The sequence below is a fragment of the Synechococcus sp. BIOS-E4-1 genome (assembly GCF_014279995.1).
GTDB lineage: Bacteria > Cyanobacteriota > Cyanobacteriia > PCC-6307 > Cyanobiaceae > Synechococcus_C.
The window spans coordinates 841,464-862,159 of the sequence record NZ_CP047935.1 but is presented as its reverse complement, the minus strand read 5'-3'; the positions used below and the strand labels follow the sequence as shown (position 1 = coordinate 862,159).

General features: G+C 57.0%; 25 protein-coding genes and 1 pseudogene. 9 read left to right on the top strand and 17 right to left on the bottom strand.

The features are described from left to right. Positions 1-85: 85 nt before the first annotated feature. The gene (locus SynBIOSE41_RS04290) at positions 86-430 is read right to left on the bottom strand and encodes a hypothetical protein (protein ID WP_186539737.1); all 345 of its coding nucleotides are present in this window, start codon (positions 428-430) and stop codon (positions 86-88) included. Positions 431-2,907: 2,477 nt separating this feature from the next. Between SynBIOSE41_RS04290 and SynBIOSE41_RS04285 the strand changes: the two genes are divergently transcribed. Then, complete coding sequence (locus SynBIOSE41_RS04285; protein WP_186539736.1) at positions 2,908-3,144, top strand: hypothetical protein; 237 nt, start codon at positions 2,908-2,910, stop codon at positions 3,142-3,144. 54 nt (positions 3,145-3,198) lie between these two features. Continuing rightward, positions 3,199-3,426: a DUF1651 domain-containing protein gene (locus SynBIOSE41_RS04280; protein WP_186539735.1), complete on the top strand. Its 228-nt coding sequence runs from the start codon at positions 3,199-3,201 to the stop codon at positions 3,424-3,426. A 348-nt stretch (positions 3,427-3,774) separates the two neighbouring features. Here the strand turns inward: SynBIOSE41_RS04280 and SynBIOSE41_RS04275 are convergent, their stop codons facing one another. From SynBIOSE41_RS04275 to SynBIOSE41_RS17965, 7 genes are all read right to left on the bottom strand, one after another. Further along, on the bottom strand, positions 3,775-4,020 hold the full coding sequence (locus SynBIOSE41_RS04275) for a hypothetical protein (protein WP_186539734.1): 246 nt from the start codon (positions 4,018-4,020) through the stop codon (positions 3,775-3,777). 87 nt (positions 4,021-4,107) lie between these two features. Continuing rightward, entirely contained in the window at positions 4,108-4,455 is a 348-nt protein-coding gene (locus tag SynBIOSE41_RS04270; protein WP_186539733.1) for a hypothetical protein, read from the bottom strand. Positions 4,456-4,600: 145 nt separating this feature from the next. Next, positions 4,601-5,320, bottom strand: coding sequence for a rubrerythrin family protein (locus SynBIOSE41_RS04265; protein ID WP_186539732.1), 720 nt, complete (start codon positions 5,318-5,320; stop codon positions 4,601-4,603). Between the two features lie 192 nt (positions 5,321-5,512). Beyond that, complete coding sequence (locus tag SynBIOSE41_RS04260; protein WP_067325956.1) at positions 5,513-5,953, bottom strand: DUF192 domain-containing protein; 441 nt, start codon at positions 5,951-5,953, stop codon at positions 5,513-5,515. Continuing rightward, positions 5,953-6,672: a response regulator transcription factor gene (locus tag SynBIOSE41_RS04255; protein ID WP_186539731.1), complete on the bottom strand. Its 720-nt coding sequence runs from the start codon at positions 6,670-6,672 to the stop codon at positions 5,953-5,955. The genes SynBIOSE41_RS04260 and SynBIOSE41_RS04255 overlap by 1 nt, the downstream gene beginning before the upstream one ends. Further along, entirely contained in the window at positions 6,669-7,577 is a 909-nt protein-coding gene (locus SynBIOSE41_RS04250; protein WP_066906936.1) for an NAD(+) kinase, read from the bottom strand. Before SynBIOSE41_RS04250 ends, SynBIOSE41_RS04255 begins: the two co-directional genes overlap by 4 nt. A 55-nt stretch (positions 7,578-7,632) precedes the next feature. Beyond that, positions 7,633-7,971, bottom strand: coding sequence for a hypothetical protein (locus SynBIOSE41_RS17965; protein ID WP_255475939.1), 339 nt, complete (start codon positions 7,969-7,971; stop codon positions 7,633-7,635). A gap of 198 nt (positions 7,972-8,169) precedes the next feature. Here SynBIOSE41_RS17965 and SynBIOSE41_RS04245 point away from each other — a divergent pair, with 198 nt between their 5' ends. Continuing rightward, entirely contained in the window at positions 8,170-9,741 is a 1,572-nt protein-coding gene (locus tag SynBIOSE41_RS04245; protein ID WP_255475938.1) for a hypothetical protein, read from the top strand. A gap of 5 nt (positions 9,742-9,746) precedes the next feature. Here SynBIOSE41_RS04245 and SynBIOSE41_RS04240 read toward each other — a convergent pair whose 3' ends face one another. Both SynBIOSE41_RS04240 and pheS read right to left on the bottom strand, forming a co-directional pair. Continuing rightward, complete coding sequence (locus SynBIOSE41_RS04240) at positions 9,747-11,390, bottom strand: AarF/ABC1/UbiB kinase family protein (RefSeq protein ID WP_186539729.1); 1,644 nt, start codon at positions 11,388-11,390, stop codon at positions 9,747-9,749. 154 nt (positions 11,391-11,544) lie between these two features. After that, positions 11,545-12,552: a phenylalanine--tRNA ligase subunit alpha gene (gene pheS / locus SynBIOSE41_RS04235; protein WP_186539728.1), complete on the bottom strand. Its 1,008-nt coding sequence runs from the start codon at positions 12,550-12,552 to the stop codon at positions 11,545-11,547. 71 nt (positions 12,553-12,623) lie between these two features. On the opposite strand from pheS, the pseudogene surE reads away from it, so the two are divergent. After that, positions 12,624-13,433 (top strand): annotated as a pseudogene (surE, locus tag SynBIOSE41_RS04230) (5'/3'-nucleotidase SurE). Here the strand turns inward: surE and SynBIOSE41_RS04225 are convergent. Then, positions 13,418-13,978 (bottom strand): DUF3611 family protein, encoded by a 561-nt coding sequence (locus SynBIOSE41_RS04225; RefSeq protein ID WP_186539727.1) that lies wholly within the window; start codon positions 13,976-13,978, stop codon positions 13,418-13,420. The pseudogene surE and the gene SynBIOSE41_RS04225 sit on opposite strands and share 16 nt — an antisense overlap. Before the next feature lie 59 nt (positions 13,979-14,037). On the opposite strand from SynBIOSE41_RS04225, the gene SynBIOSE41_RS04220 reads away from it, so the two are divergent. Next, complete coding sequence (locus SynBIOSE41_RS04220; RefSeq protein WP_186540780.1) at positions 14,038-14,964, top strand: bifunctional riboflavin kinase/FAD synthetase; 927 nt, start codon at positions 14,038-14,040, stop codon at positions 14,962-14,964. Here SynBIOSE41_RS04220 and SynBIOSE41_RS17960 read toward each other — a convergent pair. Next, positions 14,946-15,080, bottom strand: a complete 135-nt coding sequence (locus SynBIOSE41_RS17960; RefSeq protein WP_255355638.1) for a hypothetical protein — start codon at positions 15,078-15,080, stop codon at positions 14,946-14,948. The genes SynBIOSE41_RS04220 and SynBIOSE41_RS17960 overlap by 19 nt on opposite strands. A 20-nt stretch (positions 15,081-15,100) precedes the next feature. On the opposite strand from SynBIOSE41_RS17960, the gene SynBIOSE41_RS04215 reads away from it, so the two are divergent. From SynBIOSE41_RS04215 to SynBIOSE41_RS04200, 4 genes are all read left to right on the top strand, one after another. After that, the gene (locus SynBIOSE41_RS04215) at positions 15,101-16,162 is read left to right on the top strand and encodes a thiamine phosphate synthase (protein WP_186539726.1); all 1,062 of its coding nucleotides are present in this window, start codon (positions 15,101-15,103) and stop codon (positions 16,160-16,162) included. 67 nt (positions 16,163-16,229) lie between these two features. Beyond that, a complete protein-coding gene (thiS, locus tag SynBIOSE41_RS04210) occupies positions 16,230-16,436 on the top strand; it encodes a sulfur carrier protein ThiS (protein WP_066906915.1) in 207 nt (68 codons plus the stop codon). Positions 16,437-16,461: 25 nt separating this feature from the next. Next, the gene (locus tag SynBIOSE41_RS04205; RefSeq protein ID WP_370594223.1) at positions 16,462-17,424 is read left to right on the top strand and encodes a DUF1517 domain-containing protein; all 963 of its coding nucleotides are present in this window, start codon (positions 16,462-16,464) and stop codon (positions 17,422-17,424) included. A 124-nt stretch (positions 17,425-17,548) separates the two neighbouring features. Further along, positions 17,549-17,728 carry a hypothetical protein gene (locus tag SynBIOSE41_RS04200; RefSeq protein ID WP_186539725.1) on the top strand — a complete coding sequence of 60 codons (180 nt, stop codon included), beginning with the start codon at positions 17,549-17,551 and terminating at the stop codon, positions 17,726-17,728. Here the strand turns inward: SynBIOSE41_RS04200 and larB are convergent. The 5 genes from larB to SynBIOSE41_RS04175 are packed head-to-tail and all read right to left on the bottom strand — an operon-like array spanning position 17,719 to position 20,524. Next, the gene (gene larB, locus SynBIOSE41_RS04195; protein ID WP_186539724.1) at positions 17,719-18,384 is read right to left on the bottom strand and encodes a nickel pincer cofactor biosynthesis protein LarB; all 666 of its coding nucleotides are present in this window, start codon (positions 18,382-18,384) and stop codon (positions 17,719-17,721) included. The genes SynBIOSE41_RS04200 and larB overlap by 10 nt on opposite strands. Continuing rightward, positions 18,381-18,821 (bottom strand): TIGR03792 family protein, encoded by a 441-nt coding sequence (locus SynBIOSE41_RS04190; RefSeq protein ID WP_370594222.1) that lies wholly within the window; start codon positions 18,819-18,821, stop codon positions 18,381-18,383. The genes larB and SynBIOSE41_RS04190 overlap by 4 nt, the downstream gene beginning before the upstream one ends. Positions 18,822-18,823: 2 nt before the next feature. Further along, entirely contained in the window at positions 18,824-19,309 is a 486-nt protein-coding gene (ispF, locus tag SynBIOSE41_RS04185) for a 2-C-methyl-D-erythritol 2,4-cyclodiphosphate synthase (RefSeq protein WP_066906902.1), read from the bottom strand. Positions 19,310-19,321: 12 nt separating this feature from the next. Beyond that, positions 19,322-20,050, bottom strand: coding sequence for a tRNA (guanosine(37)-N1)-methyltransferase TrmD (gene trmD / locus SynBIOSE41_RS04180; RefSeq protein ID WP_186539722.1), 729 nt, complete (start codon positions 20,048-20,050; stop codon positions 19,322-19,324). Between the two features lie 3 nt (positions 20,051-20,053). After that, positions 20,054-20,524 (bottom strand): phycobiliprotein lyase, encoded by a 471-nt coding sequence (locus SynBIOSE41_RS04175; RefSeq protein WP_186539721.1) that lies wholly within the window; start codon positions 20,522-20,524, stop codon positions 20,054-20,056. Positions 20,525-20,696: the final 172 nt, after the last annotated feature.

Sequence of the window (20,696 nt, the reverse complement as noted above, 5' to 3'; positions counted from 1 at the left end):
AACGCCCCCTGCTTTTCCCTTTCGGGTCTTGTATTGCTTTCAGCCTCGCTTTCACGGCTTCAGGCTTCCCGACAGGAAATGCAAATCAGAACCTGAGTTGGATTCCGAATCCAGGGTGACGATACCCATAGCCATAGCCATAGCCGTAAGCAGGAATCACACGCGGATAGCCATACATCTCGCGGTTGTAAACCCTGCCAGCATGACGCCAATTGCGATTATATACTCTCCTATAATGATTAAATTCGCGATCATCATGGCGGAAATCTCGACGAATTCTTCTTAGCTCATGATGACGTTGATGATTGTAATGGTGATGTTTATTAGCTTCCGCAGCCGGTGGGGCAACAAACATTGAAGCGCCGATAACAGAAGCGGCAGCGATGGAAGAGAAGAGTTTCATTGATCTGATCTGGATAGTGGAGGTCATCCCTCCTGGACCTCTTCACCATCTCCTAAATCGATCTGAATTACATCGCCCAAAGGAGTGAACATCCGCTGATAGTTCTATGAGGACGGGGATCAACTCACGCAGAAGCTTGTGACGCCACGGCTCCAGAGGAGTAATCCTTTCCGGAGCGCGATGCAGGCATATCCCTGTGCATCGGCCATATGGCGGTAATCGCTGAAAACTTGGCAGAAATATCTAAAGCCGTATTGACTCTCTGCACTGACGTAGAAAGCCCCTCATACCCCCTCGTGTTGCCTTTGGGGAATGTTGCTCAAGGGCTTGCCACTCATCTGTGCTTTTTCGGTCGGCGTCAGTGGCCTAATTTTTTGAAGCGAACGGGCCATGCAAGGTGACGTGCCGAACCTCCTCAAGACTCTTTAAGGCATGAAAGATGAGGACTCTGCAGCCGTTTGGCTCCAACCCACAAACTATGGCTGGACATCCTGTGACACCACCTGGTGAGCAGGCTATGAACGCTTATGGAGCGTCACGACATTGGGAACATGATCCGAAGGGTGTCAGAGATGAATGTTTTGATCCTGCTGCTTGCGGTTGGGGGAGCTGCCTTTCTTCTCCTTTTCAAGGAGGTGGCCCAGCATTCCAGGGGCCATAACCGCTGTGTGTCCATCAGCAAGAAAGCACTCATGGCGAAAGGGTTGGCCGAGCCTCGTTCGCATGCTGTGGCTGTAAGCGAGTGCAATGGCAACCCAAATTTTCTGAGCAATTAATACCTCAAGTCACATGGCTGGACCGTTGCTATGGCTGAGCCCTGGCTGAAGTGGCTTTGCGTGCCCGAAAGTGAGTCGTTACGTGAATCTCTAGCAATCAAACCCTCTCCCACACAGGCATTGTCAGGTTCTATTAACCAATGAGATTCTTGGGCTGAAATCCGCTGATTTGCTCTGGCCAACAAAAGGCTTATCAGAGCACTAAGCCCTTAAAAGAGGCTGCCTGGTAAGCCCTGATGGGTCGACATCGGATGGGAGTACGCAAACTTCACAGCCCTGCAGGACCAGGACAGCCCTCAAAAGAAAAACCAGAGCATGAGTTGATGAACTTTTTTGCCTGACTTGCTCTGATTAACCTCTACCAGGATCTTTTTTGACCTTGAGAGAGCGCTATGAGGCCTTCCGAGAAGCCTTAAAGCACAACAGCAAGACGCATTGACCTCAACCCCTTGAATGACCAGTAGAACCTCGTGTAAGACAGATGTGAGCTGGAGCACAGAAGATGACAAAGAAAGAGGCAAACACCTACTTCATCAAGGAAGTCATCTCGATGGCTGACAAAGAACGCTGGACTGATTCTTTTCGAGTCAGATTGGCTTCCAGGATCTTGCTTGGGCGTGCATACAAACCTGAATGACCGCTTATCAACCTCTCCGTTGCGCCTGAGTCAATGCTCACCATTGAGCAACTGATCAGGACTGAGCGTCTCGATCACTGCCTTCAGGAGCGCTTGGTGATGCTGATCCATAAGAGTCACATCAATAATGTGACTGGAATTTGATATTAAGATCGCGTCAAGTATCTGCCCGGCGTTCGATACTTTGCAGCCCCATTCGAAATAGGCAGGCCAAGTATCGAAGACATAACCTCTCATCAAAATTGTTTCATAGATGATTGATCCAGGTTAAGAGTCGTTCTCTTCTGGATCGAGCTACATAGATCTGATCATAACCATCAATCATCACACCATCGGAGACTAGAACGTCGTTAGCTGAATCTTGTCCTGTTATTCCAATGACTCTCAGCTGCACTGGACCAGGCAAGGAGCATTCAATACATTTACTTTAGGCTCTGATGATTCCATAGGGAGACGACACCCGGACATCGCAAGCATTTCCCGATCAATACACGAAAAGGTGTCATTTAGACAAGGGATCAGATCTCCCTTTCTGCAGCGGCCCAGGGGAGCAGAAGCACCACCTGCAGATGCTCAGCAGCATGAATAAAGGTGGGACAAGCCCAATCGAAGCGAAGCAAGGAGATCTCACTCGAGAACAAAAACATAACTGCAGAGATTCACAGAACATGGCAATCAAAAGCTCCGATCGTGCATGAGTTGAACAAAGATACGTGCTCAATATTTTGATTTAGTTTTCACGTTTCTACTGAATCAGCAACCCATTTGGAGGATTTATATCAAGACAGCTCAGCGCAGGGTGACCACAGACAAGCCCACTGACGACTCACCGCTCTTTAATCTGCTGGCTTGATGCCAAGTTCCAGCCCATGATTGGGAACAGCCAATGCTTGGGGACAGCCAATTCTCCTGCCTGGGCAGTCGCGCTTGCTGTCTTCGCTTTTTGCTTTCAAACGGCAAAAGCGATTCAAAAACCTTGAAACAGAGCTCTCCTCCGCCTGCTAAGCGCTGCCAAAATCGGCGGACGGGTGCAAACATTCAAAGTGCTGCATTGGAGGCTTGCCGGTAGCGCTGATCTCACAATCACAACCATGAAACGCCTCTCCACAATCACAGCCGCTACCACTGCCTCACTGCTGTTAGCAGGCTGCCAGTCGAAACGAGACATTTGCCTTGAGTACCTCGCCAACCCTCGCCCTGATGGTTACGAGAGCTTGGAGCACGTCTCTGAATACTGGGAACGACTTGGCATCAATGCAGAGGTCCCAGACACCTACGACGATGGCTTTGACGGGATCGAGCTGTTTTGCCAGACCCACAAGGACTAGTCATGATACGCATGTACCACTACAGTCAGTGGTCACTGCCGAAAGCAAAGAGCGATGGATGGATGGCTGAAGGATCCAAAGGGATTCTGGTACGCAAGGTTTCACAGAGACCCCAAGGCCTGGGCCCTGAGCGCAGGGGTGGTGGTTGATAACGGAAGACCCATGCCTGGTGATGAGCCTGCTCTTCTGAAGACCCGGCGAAGCATGAGATACGAGGACGCCGTTGCTCTGTGGTTCCAGCTCAAGCAATATGGCTGGACCGTAACTGAAGCAGCCTGGTGAACCCGCAATAAGCACTTGCAAAAAGCAAGGAACTGAGATCAAAACCGGAACGAACGTCCAACGACCTTGATTGCGGACCTCGATTGTCTTGAGTTGCGCTTTCTGCCCCTGTTCAGACGGACTCAATCGCCAGGCAATTCAGAACGTGAAACAACTGCCTGGACAAGCGGCACGAAAAACTCAGAGACCAGTACAGCAAAGAAGACCTACAGAAGCGATGAATAAGCGGGCACGCATCTGCAATCGCAGGGGAAGAGCAAAGCGCAAAAAAAAGTTCCTGAACCTGGGAGAACCCTGTCCACAGTGACGATATCAATCAGCACTCATACAAGAGATCACTAGAGACATTCAGCTGATTTCATCACTCTCAGGCCTGACAATCGTCAATTTCCGTTCAAGTTCAAAATCCTCAAACAGAGCTGCAGCGTCATAGGCCTGTCCATTACCGATTAAATATCGAATCCTTTCTTGCCACCATTGCTCAACCTCACGGCAATAATGATCGTCCGCCTCATAGAACAAGGATGACATGGGAGATGTCATAACTTTGGCGCTTTGGCAGATACTTGCTCGAACCGCAAGCCGTGCGAGCATGATTTATCACAGCAACCAAGATCACATGAAGCAGGCCAGTTTTTAATTGTTATCAATCGAAGTGTCCATTGCCCAGGCCAGCCATCGCTAGCGTGCATAGCGATTGATCAACATAGTCATATTGGAGCTGTAAAGCCTTGGGAGCTTGTTGTCATGAATCAGACCAACATCAATTGCTTTTTTGTAAGCAGCCGCCTGCCTTCTATAACGATCTTCAAGAGCTTGAACTTTTTTAAGGCAATACTTGGTTTTCTTCCCTCTTGAGGCAGATTCGAAATTGATTTCAAGATCTGAGGCAAGAGATGCCACTTCCTTGAGCCAGGCCTCTAGGCCAGCATCACCACCAAACTCAATCACATCCTTGAGACGAAGCCACTCTTCATTGGGCTTTGATCTGATTTGACCAACAAGTTTTTGCAGATAACAGGAGATCATTTTTTACAACTCCAAACAATTTCAACATAGCCCTGCCGAGCCAAAGCCGCATCATCTGTTAACAAGAGTGCCGCTGATGAATGGCACCCTGGTGGAGCTGACGACCATCAGCAGGATCATCAACAGCTCTCAACATCAAGGCTGCTTAGGCAGCCTTCAGCTGAGCAGTCCGATAAGGAACGAAACTTGCTTTTGTAACACCACAGATTGGACAACTCCAATCATCAGGAATGGCTTCAAATGGTGTGCCTGGAGCAATACCTGAATCAGGATCACCGGCCACAGGATCATAAATCATCGAGCATTTTTTACAGATCCATTGATCGGATACGGGTTGTTCCGACTCGCCAGGCTCTCCATCACCCTTCAGTGCAGAAAGAGCCACTCCGTAGCGATCAGCGTGATGTTTTTCGATCGCAGTCAGGAGGCCGAAGTTCTTGGCAGCTGAATGAAACATGTTTGCATGCTCTCTTGATTCTTCGCCCTGCTCTTGGAATTCCTCACCTGCGGCGTGATCCTCATCTTGGTGCGCCTCAGCTGCAAACGCTGGATACATCGTAGTGAATTCATACACCTCGCCTTCAATCGCCAACTCGAGGCATCGGGCTAGCAACATCTGCTTGAAGTCTTCACTGAGGTCCTCAGGATTGTCAAACACAAGTTCTGGATGCAACAGACGAAAGTGAGCAAACGCATGCTCTGTCTCCTGTGCTGCAGTCTCTCGAAACAAACGCGCAAGCTCTTGATTACCGAGCTTTTTGGCCACGTCGGCAAAGAACAGATACTTGCGGCTCGCCATGCTCTCACCGCCGAAAGCTGCCTCCAGGTTGGTCTGAGTGGAGGATTGAATTTTGAGTGAATTCATGACCGCCTCTATGAGGGATGTTTTTGGTCTATTGCCCTGATATCCATCCCTAAAGGGAGGATAACCGTCATCCAAGGTTCGGTAAAAAGAACAGCTATTTCAAAGTCTCACCAAGCACAAGCAGTCATGACTCCACAATTCTGAGCTCATCAACTTCCGCACTTTTCAACAGTAAAAGTGCGGAAAACGACGTTAATCGCCGCTGATTGCTTCAATCCTCACTGCATCACCCGAGCGAATGTTCAAGCGCTGTGCTTCTCCCGCGCCAATTTCGATCACACCATCAACAAAATCAGCTCGACCATTGCCATCAGCATCAGCCCAATAGGAGCGACAAGGCAATGCCGCACATATCGGCACGTTGGCTGCGATGTCGAGCACCCTGCCATCGCGGATAAACACCATGTCCAGGGGAGCGAGCGTATGACGCATCCAAAAACGCAGCGGCTGAGAGGGGCGGGCCGGAAACCACATGCCTCGGAGAGGCGGCAGTGGCGGGCGCTGCATCAGCCCACGCCACTGCTCTTCAGGCTGATCAGCCACCTCCAGATCAATACAACGCGCAGGGTGCTGCTCCAGGCACCAACGCGCTTCGATCGGCAGGATCTGAGGGGGCAGAGGTGGCTGATCCATCAGATGTGGCGCAGACTCGGGAAGCCGTCGTTGAGGCAGTAGCCACGACCACGGATCGTATGAATCAAACGAGGCTCCCCGCCTTCCTCGAGTTTCTGGCGCAGATAACGCACATACACCTCGATCACGTTGCTGGAGGAACCCTGGTCCTCCTTCCAGACATCCCGCAAGATGCGATCTCTGCTCACAACCCTGCCTCGCTCCTCCAACAACAGCAGCAAGAGCGCATATTCCCTGGCCGTGAGGACAACAGAGCGGGAACCACGATGAACCTGCCTGCAACTGATATCCACGCTGAGATCAGCGAGCTGCAGCAGCGGGGGTCTCAGTGCACTGCGGGAGTGAATCGAAAGATGCAAGCGCAACCGCTGCAGCAAATCGCTCGGGGCACTGAACGTGAACCAAAAATCATCCGCACCACAGGCCAACACCGACTCCCGGGCGGCAATGCTGTCGTCGCTCACTCCGATCAGAATCGGCAGTGACCCAAAACGAGAGCGCAACTCGAGAACCCTTGATTCCTGGTCGCTTGCCAGGACCGCAGCAACCGGAGTTGGATTGGAACCGCTAACTGGCCCTCTTTCAGCTCCATCGGTCCAGTCGATCGGAACGTATCCCGAAGCCCTCAGACGTTCGGCCAGAGCTGCTGCCTCGTGGCCAACCAGCAGCACAACGGCATCCTGCAAGCTGGCTGCACTGGAGCCTTGCTCAACGGTCATGGACGATCGGGCTTAGCCACATGCGGCAATCCCCAGCCCAGTTTGTTGCGGAGAACCTGGAAAAACTCATGGTCCCTGAGACGCACAAAGCGAACGGGATGATCACTGCGGCGAATCAGAACGCGATCTTCCGGCCACACATAACAACCTGCACAGCCGTCCACCACCATCATCAGGCGTTCCGGTGTGGCGGGAAAGACGGTGACCGGCTCAGCGTCACTGAACACCAGCGCCCTTGAAGCCAGGGAATGGGGAGCGATCGGCGTGAGCTGCAGCACCGGACAGTCCGGAGTGATCACCGGTCCACCGGCACTGAGTGCATAGGCGGTGGAACCCGTCGGGGTCGACAGAATCACACCGTCGGCGGAGATATCAACCGGAGCATGGCGTCCAATGGCGATCTCGAAATGACACATGCTCGTAAGCGGTTCCCGGTGCAACGCCATCTCATTGAGGGACAACGCTTCCCAGCGGCGCTGATCACCGCGCATCACACTCACCACCAGATTGGCCCGCTCTTCGATGGTCCACTGCTGGGTGAGCACCTGCTCCAGGGCATGATCCAGATCGTCGAGGTAAGCCTCTGCCAGGAAGCCGAGATGTCCTGTATTGATGGTGAGAATCGGCACTCCCACAGGAGCGGTCTGACGCGCTGCCGACAACACCGTGCCGTCGCCACCCAGCACGATCGCCAGCACCATCGCCTGATCAAAGCCCTCCGGCACGCAGGCGTTGTACCCGAGCATGCGCAGGTGCTGATCAGGATTGGCAAAACCCACCATTCCACCTGAGCTGCTGGCGCGGATCACTTCGTGACCGCCCCGCTCCAGACGCGACTGAATGGTGCTTGCAGTTTCAACCGCCTGAGGCTTGCCGTCATTGACGATCAGTCCGACACGGGGCACCGATCGCAGCAGGCAACATCGGATCCACTTTATGAGAAGGATCCTGCTCCGGCCCTCAGATTTGCGGATATTGATCTGCGGAGACTCTCTGACGGCGCTTGAAGAGCCCCTGCGAAAGGCTCATGCTCCCCCTACCCACTCGCCATATAGAGCTGCAGCCATGGATTCTCAGCACACCACCAAGCTGACACTGCTGCTGACTGCGATCGGTTTCGGTGTCGCATCCTGTTCCTTCGTGGGTGACCCGAGTCTCAATGGCCAGGCCTCGTTGATGGGGCAACCTCTGCAGCAGGCCTCTGTGAGCCTGTGGGAAAGCCGGGGTGGCGAAAAGCCAAAACGACTGCGAACCGTCCGGACCGACAACAAAGGTTTGTTTCGCATTGCTCTCAAGCAAGAACCTGGCCGGGTTCACTACCTGGTTTCACGGGGAGGACGTGTGAATGGAATGGAGGCAGACAAGCTTTCCATGCTCACCGTGTTGGATGACCAGGCAAGCGACAGCATCAAGGTCAATGAGCTGACAACGATCGGATCGGTCTGGCCCAATGCCCAGCAACTGCAGGGAGATCTCCTCAAAGGCAGTGCAACGGCGTTGAGCATTGGCTCATCACAAGTGAAAAATCTGGTGAACCAAGGCACAGGAACATTCGGCGACACCCTCTTGAACGGCAGCAATCTGCTGAACTCCGAGACCGCAGCCAGAATCAATGTGCTCTCAAATCTGTTGGCATTGTGCGGAAGCAAAGCACAAAGCAATGGTTGCAATCAGCTACTGAAACTGACCGGTTCGGATGACACATTGGCGGCCATATCGTCAATCGCACGCGAACCCTGGAGAAATGTCAAAGACCTCTATCGACTCTTTGTGAAGAGCTATCCGATTGACCCAAACACACAACTTCGCGCCACTGCAACCAAGCCGTATCTTCTTTTCGAACCCAAAAGTTTCTCGCTATCACTTCGATTTGAAGGCGGCGGAGCTCTAGCGCTCGGCAAAGTGATGATCGACCACAAAGGGAATGCCTGGAGTGGTGCCAACTGGATGCCGGGCTCGCAATCAGGAGTGATCATCAGCATTGGAGGAGGGGTCACCCGTTTCGGGCCGGATGGCACAGCTATTTCTCCAGCGATTACCGGCTACAACGGCCAAGGACTGAATGGCACCGGCTGGGGAACAGGCATTTCCGAAAAATATGCTTGGGTCGGCACATTCAACAATCGTGTCGGCGTGTTCTCGCTTGAAGATGGTGAAGCCTTAGGCCCAGCCACGATTGACCAACCCGTTGGAGAATTACAGGGAATCGCTACTGCCAGGAATGGCGATGTGTGGATTGCCGACAACACAAGCAATCACATGATTCATTTTCCAGACGGCGACTACACCAAAGGCAAAAGACTTTCAATACCGGGACTCAAGGGACCTTTTGGAGTCGCCGTGGATGATCAAAATCGTGTATGGGTGAGTAGCAGTTTCAACAACAAGATCACTGTTTTTTCTGCTGAAGAGCCTGATCAAACCAACACCGCTGAGGTCTATCTCGGGACACGCGGAATCGCCGTGGATTCGACAGGTCATGTCTGGGTTGCCCAGCAGACAAATTCAACGAAGGGAGCACCTGGACCTGGAGGGAAAGTTCCACCAGGAATTCCGGCCAATCCACCACAACCGAAAACCATCATGCAGGAATTCACTGCGGGTGCGGAATACTATATCGATAACCCCAAACTGACGCAGACAGGCTCTTTAGCCGTTATCTCACCCGACATTAAGGTCGTGCAAAATAATGTCGCAGAAGGCATCGCCTACATTCCATGGGGAGTCTCAATTGATGGCAAAGACAATGTCTGGGTCGGCAACCTTTACGGAAAAAGCCTGATTCACATCTGTGGAATGAAAACAGAGAATTGCCCTGAGGGGAAAACAACTGGCGATGTCATTCACAATTACCAGAGTGGAGTCATTCAGATCACAACTGATGTCGTTGTCGACGATGCAGGCAATCTCTGGAGTGCCAACAATTGGTTCGAAGGCGATACCGTCATCAACGAGACTTATACCGGCAGAACTTCAACATTCCCTGGCGGCCAAGGCATTGTCGTTACTTATGGGGTTGCTGCACCGGTGCAGAGCCCTTTGATGGGCCCGGTGCGTCGAGCCGACTGAGGCATTCAGCGTCTGCTAGATCGCAGCAACGACACAATCAACCAGATCCCGAACACGGTGGCAACAATGAACAGCACCTCGCTCACATTGCGCAGTAGCTGCTGTTGAGCAAGGGTGGCCATCAGTGTGGCGCTGAGCAGCAGAGCCGCCACCAGAATCGCCAGAGACACGCGTCGCGACAAACGATCAAGGGTTCTGCGCAGGGATTCAAGGCCCTCAATCTGCAGGGCAAATGAAAGCTCATCACTGCTGAAACGCCGCAGCAACTGACTCAGCTGTCTAGGTGAGTCAATCGAGAGGTTGCGCAGGTCAAGGCCGAACTGCATCAAACGCTGCTGCGGCAACATCACCGATCGCGCCAGCAGTTTTGCCACCAGAGGCTGCATCTCACCGGTGAAGCTGAAGGCGGGATTGATCGAGCAGCCCACGCCCTCCAGATTCGTGACCGATTTCACGAACAACCCCAGGGTCCCTGGCACACAGAGGCCCGTACGGTTGGCTAACTGCAGCAGCTCCGCCAGGAACAGCGCGAAATTCAGCTCCTGCAGCGGCTTAGAAAAACTGCGGGAAATCAGCTGATCCAGCTGTCGCTGCAGCTGCTGGCGATCCACCCGCACGCCGCGTGCAGGCGGCGCAATCTGCTCCAGAAGATCGGTGGCGCGCGCGCCGTCCTGATTGATAAGCGCCAGCACCAGATCCAGCAGGTTGCTGCGGGTGCGTGGATCAAACTGACCCACCATGCCGGCGTCAAGCAGGATCACCGTTCCATCAGCCTGTACCTTGAGATTGCCGGGGTGAGGGTCGGCATGAAAGAAGCCCTCAACGAAATACTGCTCAACAAAGGCCCCCAGCATGACGCTGGTGGTGGAGGCGATGCCTGGACCAGCCTCCAGGGACTGTCTCGCGGCTGCGGTGAGGATCGGATCGCCATCGATCCACTCGAGCACCAACACCCGCTGACCGGAGAGGTTCTCCTCCACCTGCGGAAGCCTCAGCTTTCCGTCGGGCACAAAGCTGGAAGCAGCCAGGCAGCGCTGTAGCCGCAAAGTGTTTTCAGCTTCAATGCGGAAATCCAGCTCGCGACCAAGAGCTTCGAGAACTTGGTCGGCAAGCCCCACGAAGTCGTATTGGCTACCGAGCGCAGTCGCCGACGCCATTGCGGCGATTTTGCGCAATAGACGACCATCCTCCTGCACCTGTGATTCGATACCAGGCCGCAGCACTTTCACCGCCACCTTCTGCCCGTTCTTGAGATTGGCGCGATACACCTGGCCGACACTGCCTGCGGCAATGGGTTCTTCTTCAAAACTGCCGAAGGCTGAGCTGACGTCACAACCGAGCTCCTGCGCCATCTGTTCACGCACTTCCGGCCAGCCCGCCGGCGGAACATTGGCCTGCAGCTGGCTGAGCGCCTCGATGTAGTCATCCGACAGCAGGTCCGGGCGCGTGCTCAGCAACTGACCCAACTTCACATAAACGGGCCCCAGTTCGGTGAGCAAATTGCACAGCACCGAGGGCAACGGCAGACGCGTCTCAGCCGCATGACCGCGGCGCAGCAACTGGGACAGGAACGACCACTCATGGCGACTGACGATCCGCACGATCTCCACTGCCCGAGTGGAACCGTCGAACACAGAAAGCACGGACATACCTGACGCCGGGCGAGAACAGTTCCCGCATGTTGAGCCCTGTGCGAAAGAGCGTCAGCGCTCAGCCGTCAATCCGGAATAAATGGGATCAGCGACCGGAGAACGACGCGCAAGTTCAGACATCAATGGACTGCAGGTGATCACTGCAGCCTGTTCAAAACTGCTCCAGAAAACGCAGGTCACTGGTGTACAGACGGCGGATGTCATCAATTCCGTGGCGCACCATGCAGAAGCGCTCCACTCCCACTCCAGCCGCAAAACCGCTGTAACGCTCTGGATCCAGACCCAGACCCTCCAGCACTGCGGGATCGACCATGCCGCAACCCATCACTTCCAGCCAGCGGCCGCGCCACTGCACATCCACTTCGGCAGACGGCTCCGTGAACGGGAAATAACTGGCGCGGAAGCGCACGGGCAGATCCCCGAAAAATGCCTTGAGGAAAGCCATCACCGTGCCGCGCAGATGGCTGAAATCGAGGTTCTCGTCAATCGCCAGCACTTCCACCTGATGAAACACCGGCGAATGGGTGGCATCAACCGCATCCCGGCGATAAACGCGACCAGGAGCCACAATCCTCACCGGTGGCGCATGGGATTCGAGATGGCGGATCTGCACCGGTGAGGTGTGGGTGCGCAACAGCAGATTGTCTTTGAGATAAAAGGTGTCCTGCATATCCCGGGCGGGATGATCCGGCGGGATGTTCAGAGCGGTGAAATTGTGGTGATCGGTTTCCACTTCAGGGCCTTCAACCACCTGATATCCGAGGCCGCAGAACAGATCAACAATCTCCTCGGTGGTCGTGACCAGGGGATGGCGATGGCCCATGGGAATCCCCTGGGCAGGTGCGGTCACATCAAGGGTCTCTGACGCGATTCGGGCTTCCATCGCTGCCTGCTTCACCGCCTGCAGGCGATCGCTCAGCAGAGTCTGAACCTGAGATTTGAGCACGTTGGCGCGCTGGCCAACCAATGGCCGTTCGTCACCAGGCAGCTTGCCCATCGCACCCAGCACGCCTGAGAGACGACCCTTCTTGCCGAGCAATCCGATCCGAAGCTGCTCGAGGGCCTCGGCATCAACCGCTGCAGAGATCGCTTCAGCCGCCTCAGCTTCAAGCGCTTCCAGCTGGTCGGTGAGCTGCTGCAGGGACACGGTGGCGCTCAAGGCTTTGACATCACAACAGCTGACTGTAAGCAGTGATCACGTCTAGGTTCGCCCCACCGGTACGCAACCCCATGGCCCCGCTGCGGATTCTGATCAGCAATGACGACGGCATCTTCGCCGATGGAATCAAGGCCCTGGCCCGGGCCGCCGCGGCCCGGGGCCATCAGGTGGCCGTGGTCTGCCCCGACAAAGAACGCTCGGCAACCGGCCATGGCATCACCCTTCAGCATCCGATCCGAGCTGAGCGGGCCGACCAGCTGTTCGGCCAGGGCATCACAGCCTGGGCCTGCAGTGGGACCCCTGCCGATTGCGTGAAACTGGCCATCTGTGAACTGCTGGAGACCCCGCCGGACCTGGTGCTGTCGGGCATCAATCACGGTCCGAATCTCGGCACCGACATCTTCTGCTCAGGCACCGTGGCAGCGGCGTTGGAAGGCACCCTGGAAGGCCGTCCGGCCATGGCGGTGAGCAGTGCCTGCTTCAAATGGCGGGAATTCGAGGGGGCCGCTGTGCTGGCTATGGATACGGCTGAATCAGCGCTGCGGGAGGGCTAGCCTACCAATCTGCTGCTCAACCTGAACCTGCCCCCCTGCAAGCCTGAGATCATGGGGCCGATGCGCTGGACCAGGCTGTCGATTCGTCGATACAGGGAGCAGTTCAGTCCGCGAACCGATCCGCAGGGTCGTTCGTATTACTGGCTGGCGGGGAAACTGGTCGAAGACCTGAAGTCAGGGGGCGATGGTCCCCGCGACTGGCCCACAGACGTGGCCCAGATCGGAAGCAATTCACCCTCGCTCACACCAATTGAGCCGGAACTGTTCTGGCGCGGATCACTGAGTGGCCTGCCCCAAGTTGAAATTGATGGTCAGCGGGTCCGGTAGATCCGCTGCAGCATCCAGAGCGAGAACAGCAAGCCGATCAGATGGGCGAACAGCACCTGGGTGTTGCTCAACACCGAGAGCATCTCCAGTGAAGTGATCGCCAGGTTTTCTGCTGTGCCAGCACCACCGATGGCAATGCCAGGAGTCTGAGAGGACGCCTGCACAAACAGGGCTCCGGCCAGAGATTGATACCCGATCGACGCGAAAACCAATCCCAGCAGGTCCGCAAAAATTCCACGTTTGAGCAGACGACTGGCCTCACCGCGGCTGGGGCGGGCGCCACTGTCTAGAGCACGGCCAAGACGCACGATCAACCACCCCTGCCAGAGGCTGAACAACAGGACTAAAAACGACAGCGTGGTCAGCGACAGGCCCGGGCTCAAGCCAACGGCCCGATCGGCGTTGCGGGACAGGCTGCCACCGATGTTGTTGAACAACAGCACCCCCACCACCACCACACCGAGAGCGGTCTGAATCCAGAAACGGATCCAGGCAGTGCGCCGCAGGCCAAGGGCCAGCAGCTGGAAGTCGAGCCGATCGGCCATGCGGGCGAGGAGGTCTGTCGTCCAAACTTGCCATCAACCACTGCACCGTGCACGGCCCGTTGATTCCTCTCTGCTCCCCTGAGGAGGCCCGCATGCCCACCGCCCTGGCGCTGGGCAGCTTCGATGGGCTGCATGCCGGCCACCGGCGGGTGATCCAAGCCGTGTGCCAGCACCCGGCAGGTGGAGTCCCCACGGTGGTAAGTTTCTGGCCACACCCGCGCGAGGTTTTGCATGGCGAACCAAGACTCCGCCTTGATCTGCCTGACGAAAAGCTGCATCTGCTCGAACCACTAGGGATCAGGCAGTTGGTGCTGGTTCCCTTCGACCGCCAGCTGGCCCAGTTCAGTGCTGCCGAGTTTGTTGATCAGATTCTGATTGGCACGTTGCAGGCACGTCACATCGCCATTGGCGCTAACTTCCGTTTTGGGCGAGGACGCGAGGGGGGTGCCGACACGCTGAGCAGCTTGGCGGAGGCCGCCGATGTGATGGTGAGCGTGCTGCCGATTCTGGAAGACCCTGGTGGTCGCATGAGCAGCAGTCGCATCCGTGAGGCCCTCTCAGAGGGCGACCTCACAACAGCCAGTGAACTCCTTCAACGGCCTTACCGCTTCCAAGGCGAGGTTGTGCAAGGCCGCGGCCTCGGCAGAAAGCTGGGATGGCCGACCGCCAACCTGCAGGTCGACGGCAGAAAATTCCTGCCTGGATTGGGGGTCTATGCCGCGCGGGCCTGGGTCGACAACGAGACGCACGCACTTCCTGCAGTGATGAACCTCGGCCCTCAACCCACCGTGGATCCAGCATCGCCTTCAGCGGTGGAGGTGCATCTGCTCGACGCCAGCCGCGAACTGGTGGGCCGAATTCTGCGGGTGGAACCCGTGGAGCGCCTGCGCGGCCAACAACGCTTCTCAGGCCTTGAGGAACTGAGTGACCAGATCAGTCGTGATGCCCAGCAGGCGAGAGCTCGGCTTCAGGACACCGCTGGGTAGGCGTTGGTCAGGCCCCACACGATGAAAACGCCGATGCCACCGAGAAGACCGATGCCCCACACCAGAACATGCATCGTGCTTTCTGATCCACCGTTCTCCATCGCCACACCAGACATGAGATCCTGCCCACAGTGCCATGGAATGGATGCACGTCGCCCCCAGCACTGACACGCGTATCGCCAGGCTGATCGATGCCAACCTCGACCGAGCCCGGGAAGGCTTGCGGGTGATCGAGGACTGGTGTCGTTTCGGACTGGACCGGCAGGACCTGGTGGTGCCGCTGAAGGACTGGCGCCAGCAGCTGGGACAACAGCACGCCGACTGCTACAGACAGGCACGTTCCACCGCCACCGATACCGCTGCAGGGCTCAGTCATCCTGCTCAGCAGACCCGCACCGACAGCACTCAGATTTTGAAAGCCAATGCCAGCAGGGTGCAAGAAGCCTTGCGGGTGATTGAAGAATTCGCGCGCAACAGTGATGCCGAGCTGGCACAGACTGCGGCAAACGTTCGTTATGCGCTCTACGACCATGAGGTGCGCATCCTGGAGGCCTGCGGGCAGAACCAACGGCATCAGCGCCTGGAACGCTCACGGTTGTGCCTGATTACCAATCCCGGCGGCGACGAAGCGAGCGGTGAGATGTTGAAGCGGGTGGAACTGGCTCTGCGAGCAGGCGTTTCGCTCGTGCAGTACCGGTGCAAGCAAGGAGCTGATGCACTGAAACTGCAGGAAGCACGTCAGCTTGCCGGGCTGTGCCAGGCACACCAGGCGTTGCTGATCATCAACGACCGCATCGATCTGGCATTGCTCGTGGATGCCGATGGAGTGCATCTCGGCCAGGATGATGTGCCCCATTCAGAGGCGCGTCAGCTGATGGGTCCCGACAAACTGATTGGTCGCAGCACCCACCGACTCGATCAATTACTCGTGGCCCAGGAGCAAGGTGCCGACTACCTGGGGGTCGGGCCGGTCTTTGCCACCGCCACCAAGGCTGATCGCAAACCGGCAGGGTTGGATTGGGTGCGACAAGCCGAGCATTCAGCCACAGTCCCCTGGTTCGCCATCGGCGGCATCAACGGCGACAACATCACTGAGGTTCTGACGGCGGGCGCCACCCGAGTGGCGGTGGTGAGCGCAATCATGGGAGCGAGCGATCCGGCTGCCGCAGCTCGCCAGCTGCTGACGCAGCTCGGCTGAGCCCCTTCAACTGGCAGGGTTCCGCTTCACTGGCGATCTGGTTTCATTGATCCACTCGTTTCAGCCAATGCAGCTCACGGTGAACGGCGAACAGCGCAACCTGAAGGCAGGTCTCACCCATCTGGATCAGGTGGTTGAAGCGCTTGGCCATCATCCCAAGTTGGTGGTGGTGGAATTCAACGGACTGATCCTCACCCCTGATCGCTGGGCAGAGCAGCACGTCAAGGACGGTGACAGCCTCGAGATCGTCACCATCGTTGGCGGGGGTTCCTAGGATCAGCCCAGCTTTCAACGCCACTTTGGCCCAATTGCCGAATCGTTCCGCCCTGATTCAGCTGCGACGCTGGCTTTCCGGCCTCATGGTGCCGGTGCTGATGGTCGGGCTGCTGATCTTCCACCCGCTGCCGAGTGACGCGGCTCGCGGCGGGCGGATCGGCGGAGGCAGTTTCCGGGCGCCCACCATGCCCCGCACCGGTGGGTATCGCGGCGGTGGCATGGGGGGTGGTTACAACCGTGGCTACGGCGGTGGCATTGGCTTCCCCTTCATCATTCCGTTCTTCGGATTCGGTGGCGGCGGCCTGCTGGGCTTCATGGTCCTGATGGCGTTTGTCGGTGTGCTTGTGAATGCCTTTCGCGGCGCAGGAGCAGGAGCTGGTCGTCCAGCGATGGGCGGCTACGAGCGTCCACGTGAAATTGCAATGGGCCCGGTGTCTCTGCTGCAGCTCCAGATTGGTCTGCTCGCCAGCGCCAAGGATCTGCAGAGCGACCTGCGTCAACTCGCCAGCAGCGCCGACACCAGCAGCTCCAGCGGTCTGCAACGGGTGCTGCAGGACACCACCCTGGCGCTGCTGCGTCAGCCGGACCTGTGGGTTTACGCCAACGTGGAGTCCGGCAGCGTGCCGTTCAATGCGGCTGAATCAACCTTCAACCGACTGTCGATGACCGAGCGCAGCAAGCTGCGCGAAGAACTCACCACCAACGTGGGTGGTGTTCAGTCCGCTGGCAGCGACCTCGCATCGCGCGGCGATGCTGATGCCACCAGTGAATTCATCGTTGTCACCGTTTTGGTGGCCAGCCGCAGCGCGGTCAAACTCAAGCAGGCCGATAACGGCGAACAGCTGCGCGAGTCGTTGCGCATCCTCGGTTCCACGGCATCCAGCGATTTGATGGCCCTTGAAGTGATCTGGCAACCGGATGGAGTCGGCGATGTTCTCAGCGCCGATGAGCTGGTCACGGCCTATCCGAATCTCCAGCACCTCTGATCGATCAAGGCCGTTTCTGGACTGAGCCGTTTCTGGACTGAACCGACAACAATCCGGAACCTGAATTGTCCCCTCTTGCTGAGAGGACAACCTGCATCCAAGGTTCGCGTGTCGCCCAGCAACGATGCGCGCACGATCACCTCATTGGGTCAACTCAACCGTGTTGGTTGAAGCGCTGCACCGCTACGAGCAAAACCTGTTACCGCGATCGATGCGGCTCTGGGTGGAAACCTTGCTTGACATCGACTCCAGTGAACCGGTGCAACCACTGTTGCCCAGCCAGCCGCACCCTTCTCAGTCCTGAGAAGCCACTCCCTTGAGGATGCGCAGAGCCGCCATCGCAGCGCCATAGCCGTTGTCGATGTTCACAACGCTCAGACCCGGAGCACAGCTGGCGAGCATGCCATCGAGAGCAGCCCGACCACCTGCGCTGACCCCATAGCCCACAGACACCGGCACACCGATGACCGGCTGAGGGACAAGACCTGCCAGCACCGTCGGCAGAGCTCCCTCCATCCCTGCACAGGTAATCAGCACCGACATCGATGTGAGCTCAGGCAGCACATCCAGCAGACGGTGCAGACCGGCAACACCCACATCCAGAAAAGACTTGCTGGCAACCCCATGAACGCTCAGAGCCAGAGAGGCTTCCTCCGCCACGCGACGATCACTCGTTCCACCACTGAGCACAGCCACCTGAGTGGCTTGCCTCGTGGCCGGAATCTCACCGAGGGTGAGACAGGCAGCCTGCTCATGCACCTGAACAGCAGGACAGAGATTCACTACAGCTGCCGACTTGATTGCATCAACTCTGGTCACCAGTGCAAGCTCACCTGCCGACTGCATGCTTCGCAGGATGGCCACGATTTGATCAGCGCTCTTGTGCTCACCCCAAACCGCCTCGACCATGCCAAGCCGATGGCGGCGCGTCAGATCGAGGCGTGCCTCCTGGAACGTCACGGCGGCAACAACTCGCCTTCAAAGACCAAAGGGAAGGGATTGCCTTTCTTCTGACCGGTGGATTCACGGGCCAGTTGCTCGAAACGCTCCTGGACTGCCTCAACCTCGAGCTGGGGGATCGCCTTCCAAGCTTTACGGCTGCTCCAGCCAACCAGGATCGTTCCTTCCTCGGTTTCAGGATCCCAGAGCAGATCCCGGCCGACGAATCCTTCCTGCCTGGCAAGCCAGGGCTGCCAGCTGCCACGTTCCGCATCCATCCAGGCCTCGCGTTTCCGACTGGGAACCTGAATGCGCAAATGCTCGACCACTGCAACATCGTGGCCGCCGTCCAGATCTGAAAAGCAGGCCAGACTGACATCGGGATTACCGGAAATCAGGATCAGGAGCACCGCAAAGGAGGAGATCAGAGTAAGGAGATCTCTACGCAAGTGCTTCATGGTCATGGCCTGGTCAGCAGCGCGACGGCATGGCAAGACATTCCCTCCTCCCGTCCTTCGGGTCCGAGCCGCTCGTTGGTGGTCGCCTTCACACCCACCTGATCAGGATCCAGCCCCATGCGCAGCGCAATCGCCCCACGCATGGCCTCGATGTGTGGCTTGAGCTTGGGACGTTCAGCAATCACGACAGAATCCACATTGACAACCTGCCAACCGCGTTCTTTCACCAGCGCCACGACCTGCTCCAGCAGAACCAAGCTATCCGCACCCTTCCAACGGGGATCAGTGGGGGGGAAATACTTGCCGATATCACCGAGCGAGAGCGCTCCAAGCAGTGCATCCATCACCGCATGGACCAGCACATCGGCATCGCTGTGACCATCTAACCCCAGGCCTTCCGGATGCTCCAGAAGCTGACCACCCAGGATCAAAGGGCGCCCCTCCACCAACCGGTGCGTGTCGTAACCATTGCCGATGCGGAGGTTCATGCTTACTGGCGGTCAGTTCGTGCCGACGTTGTCATTCTCGGCGTTGGAGCGCCGATTCCAGCGATCCAGCAGGTCGGGGCGTCGATCAGCGGTGCGCTGTTCACGTTGCTGCTGACGCCATTTGGCAATGGCTCCATGGTCGCCACTGCGCAGCACGTCTGGCACGGTCATCCCCCGAAACTCGGCGGGACGCGTGTAATGCGGGTGTTCCAGCAATAGGTCGCTGTGGCTTTCCTCCACCAGTGAGGCCGGCGTTCCCACGGTTCCAGGCAACAGACGCACCACGCCGTTGATGATCGTCATAGCCGGCAGCTCCCCGCCGGTAAGCACGAAATCTCCAAGCGACACTTCCTCATCGGCCAGTGAGCGAATGCGTTCATCAAAGCCCTCGTAATGACCGCAGAGCAGTACCAGCTGGTCATGGCTCTCTGCCCAGCGCTGCAGATCGGCCTGGGTCAAAGGTTGGCCTTGAGGCGTCATCAGCAGCACCCGGCGCCGAGAGCAAACAGGAATCGACTCGAAGGCAGCGAACACCGGCTCAGGCTTGAGCACCATGCCCGCACCGCCGCCATAGGGCTCATCATCAACCTTGCGGTAGCGATCGGTGGCGTAATCGCGGGGGTTATGCAGATGCAGCTCTGCCCCTCCCGCAGCAAAGGCTCTGCCGATCACCCCAAGTTCCGCGAGCGGCGCAAATGCCTGAGGCGCCAGGCTGATCACATCCAGGCGATAGGCCGCCATGGCTCAGGCCTGAGGGGATGACACGCGCCGGATCTCGGAGCAGAAGCGCGCCTGAAGAGGGGTCCCATCTGTCGCGATGGCCGTCGTGCTGCGCAGACGCAGATTGGGCTTGATGAACCAGATGCGCTCCAACACGGTGGCAGCCGAGACAACATCTTTGAGTTCAAGCTCGAGGCTGGCATCTGCTCGCAGCTGCCAGACGCCACTGCGCTCTGCCCCCCCAGCCAAGACCACAAGATTCCCATCGCTGGCAAAACGAAGTTCGCTAGAGGCTCCATCGGCAGACTGCACCGACAAGACCGAATCAGCGGCCTGAGTACTCAGGGTCACAGTCACCTCGCCACGGTCACTGGTATGCCAGTCATCCTCCTCGGAGCCACTCAGGTCAAAGCGGCTGCGCAGGCTCATCCAGCACCCCTCACACAGTGTGAGGAACGCCTTCAGATCAGCTGGAGGGAAAGCGGTCTCATCCATCGGGCCATCTTCGCAGGGCAGCGATCTGATCCAGGGGAATCGCTCATGCCCCAAACCTGCATGTTGGCCAGGCTGTGGCCTGAGAGTGAGACACGACTGGCTTCAGAGCCAGATAGCGATCGTCTCTCAGCATTGCTTCCTGCCTTGGCAAAGATGCCCAGAAGCTGTCAGA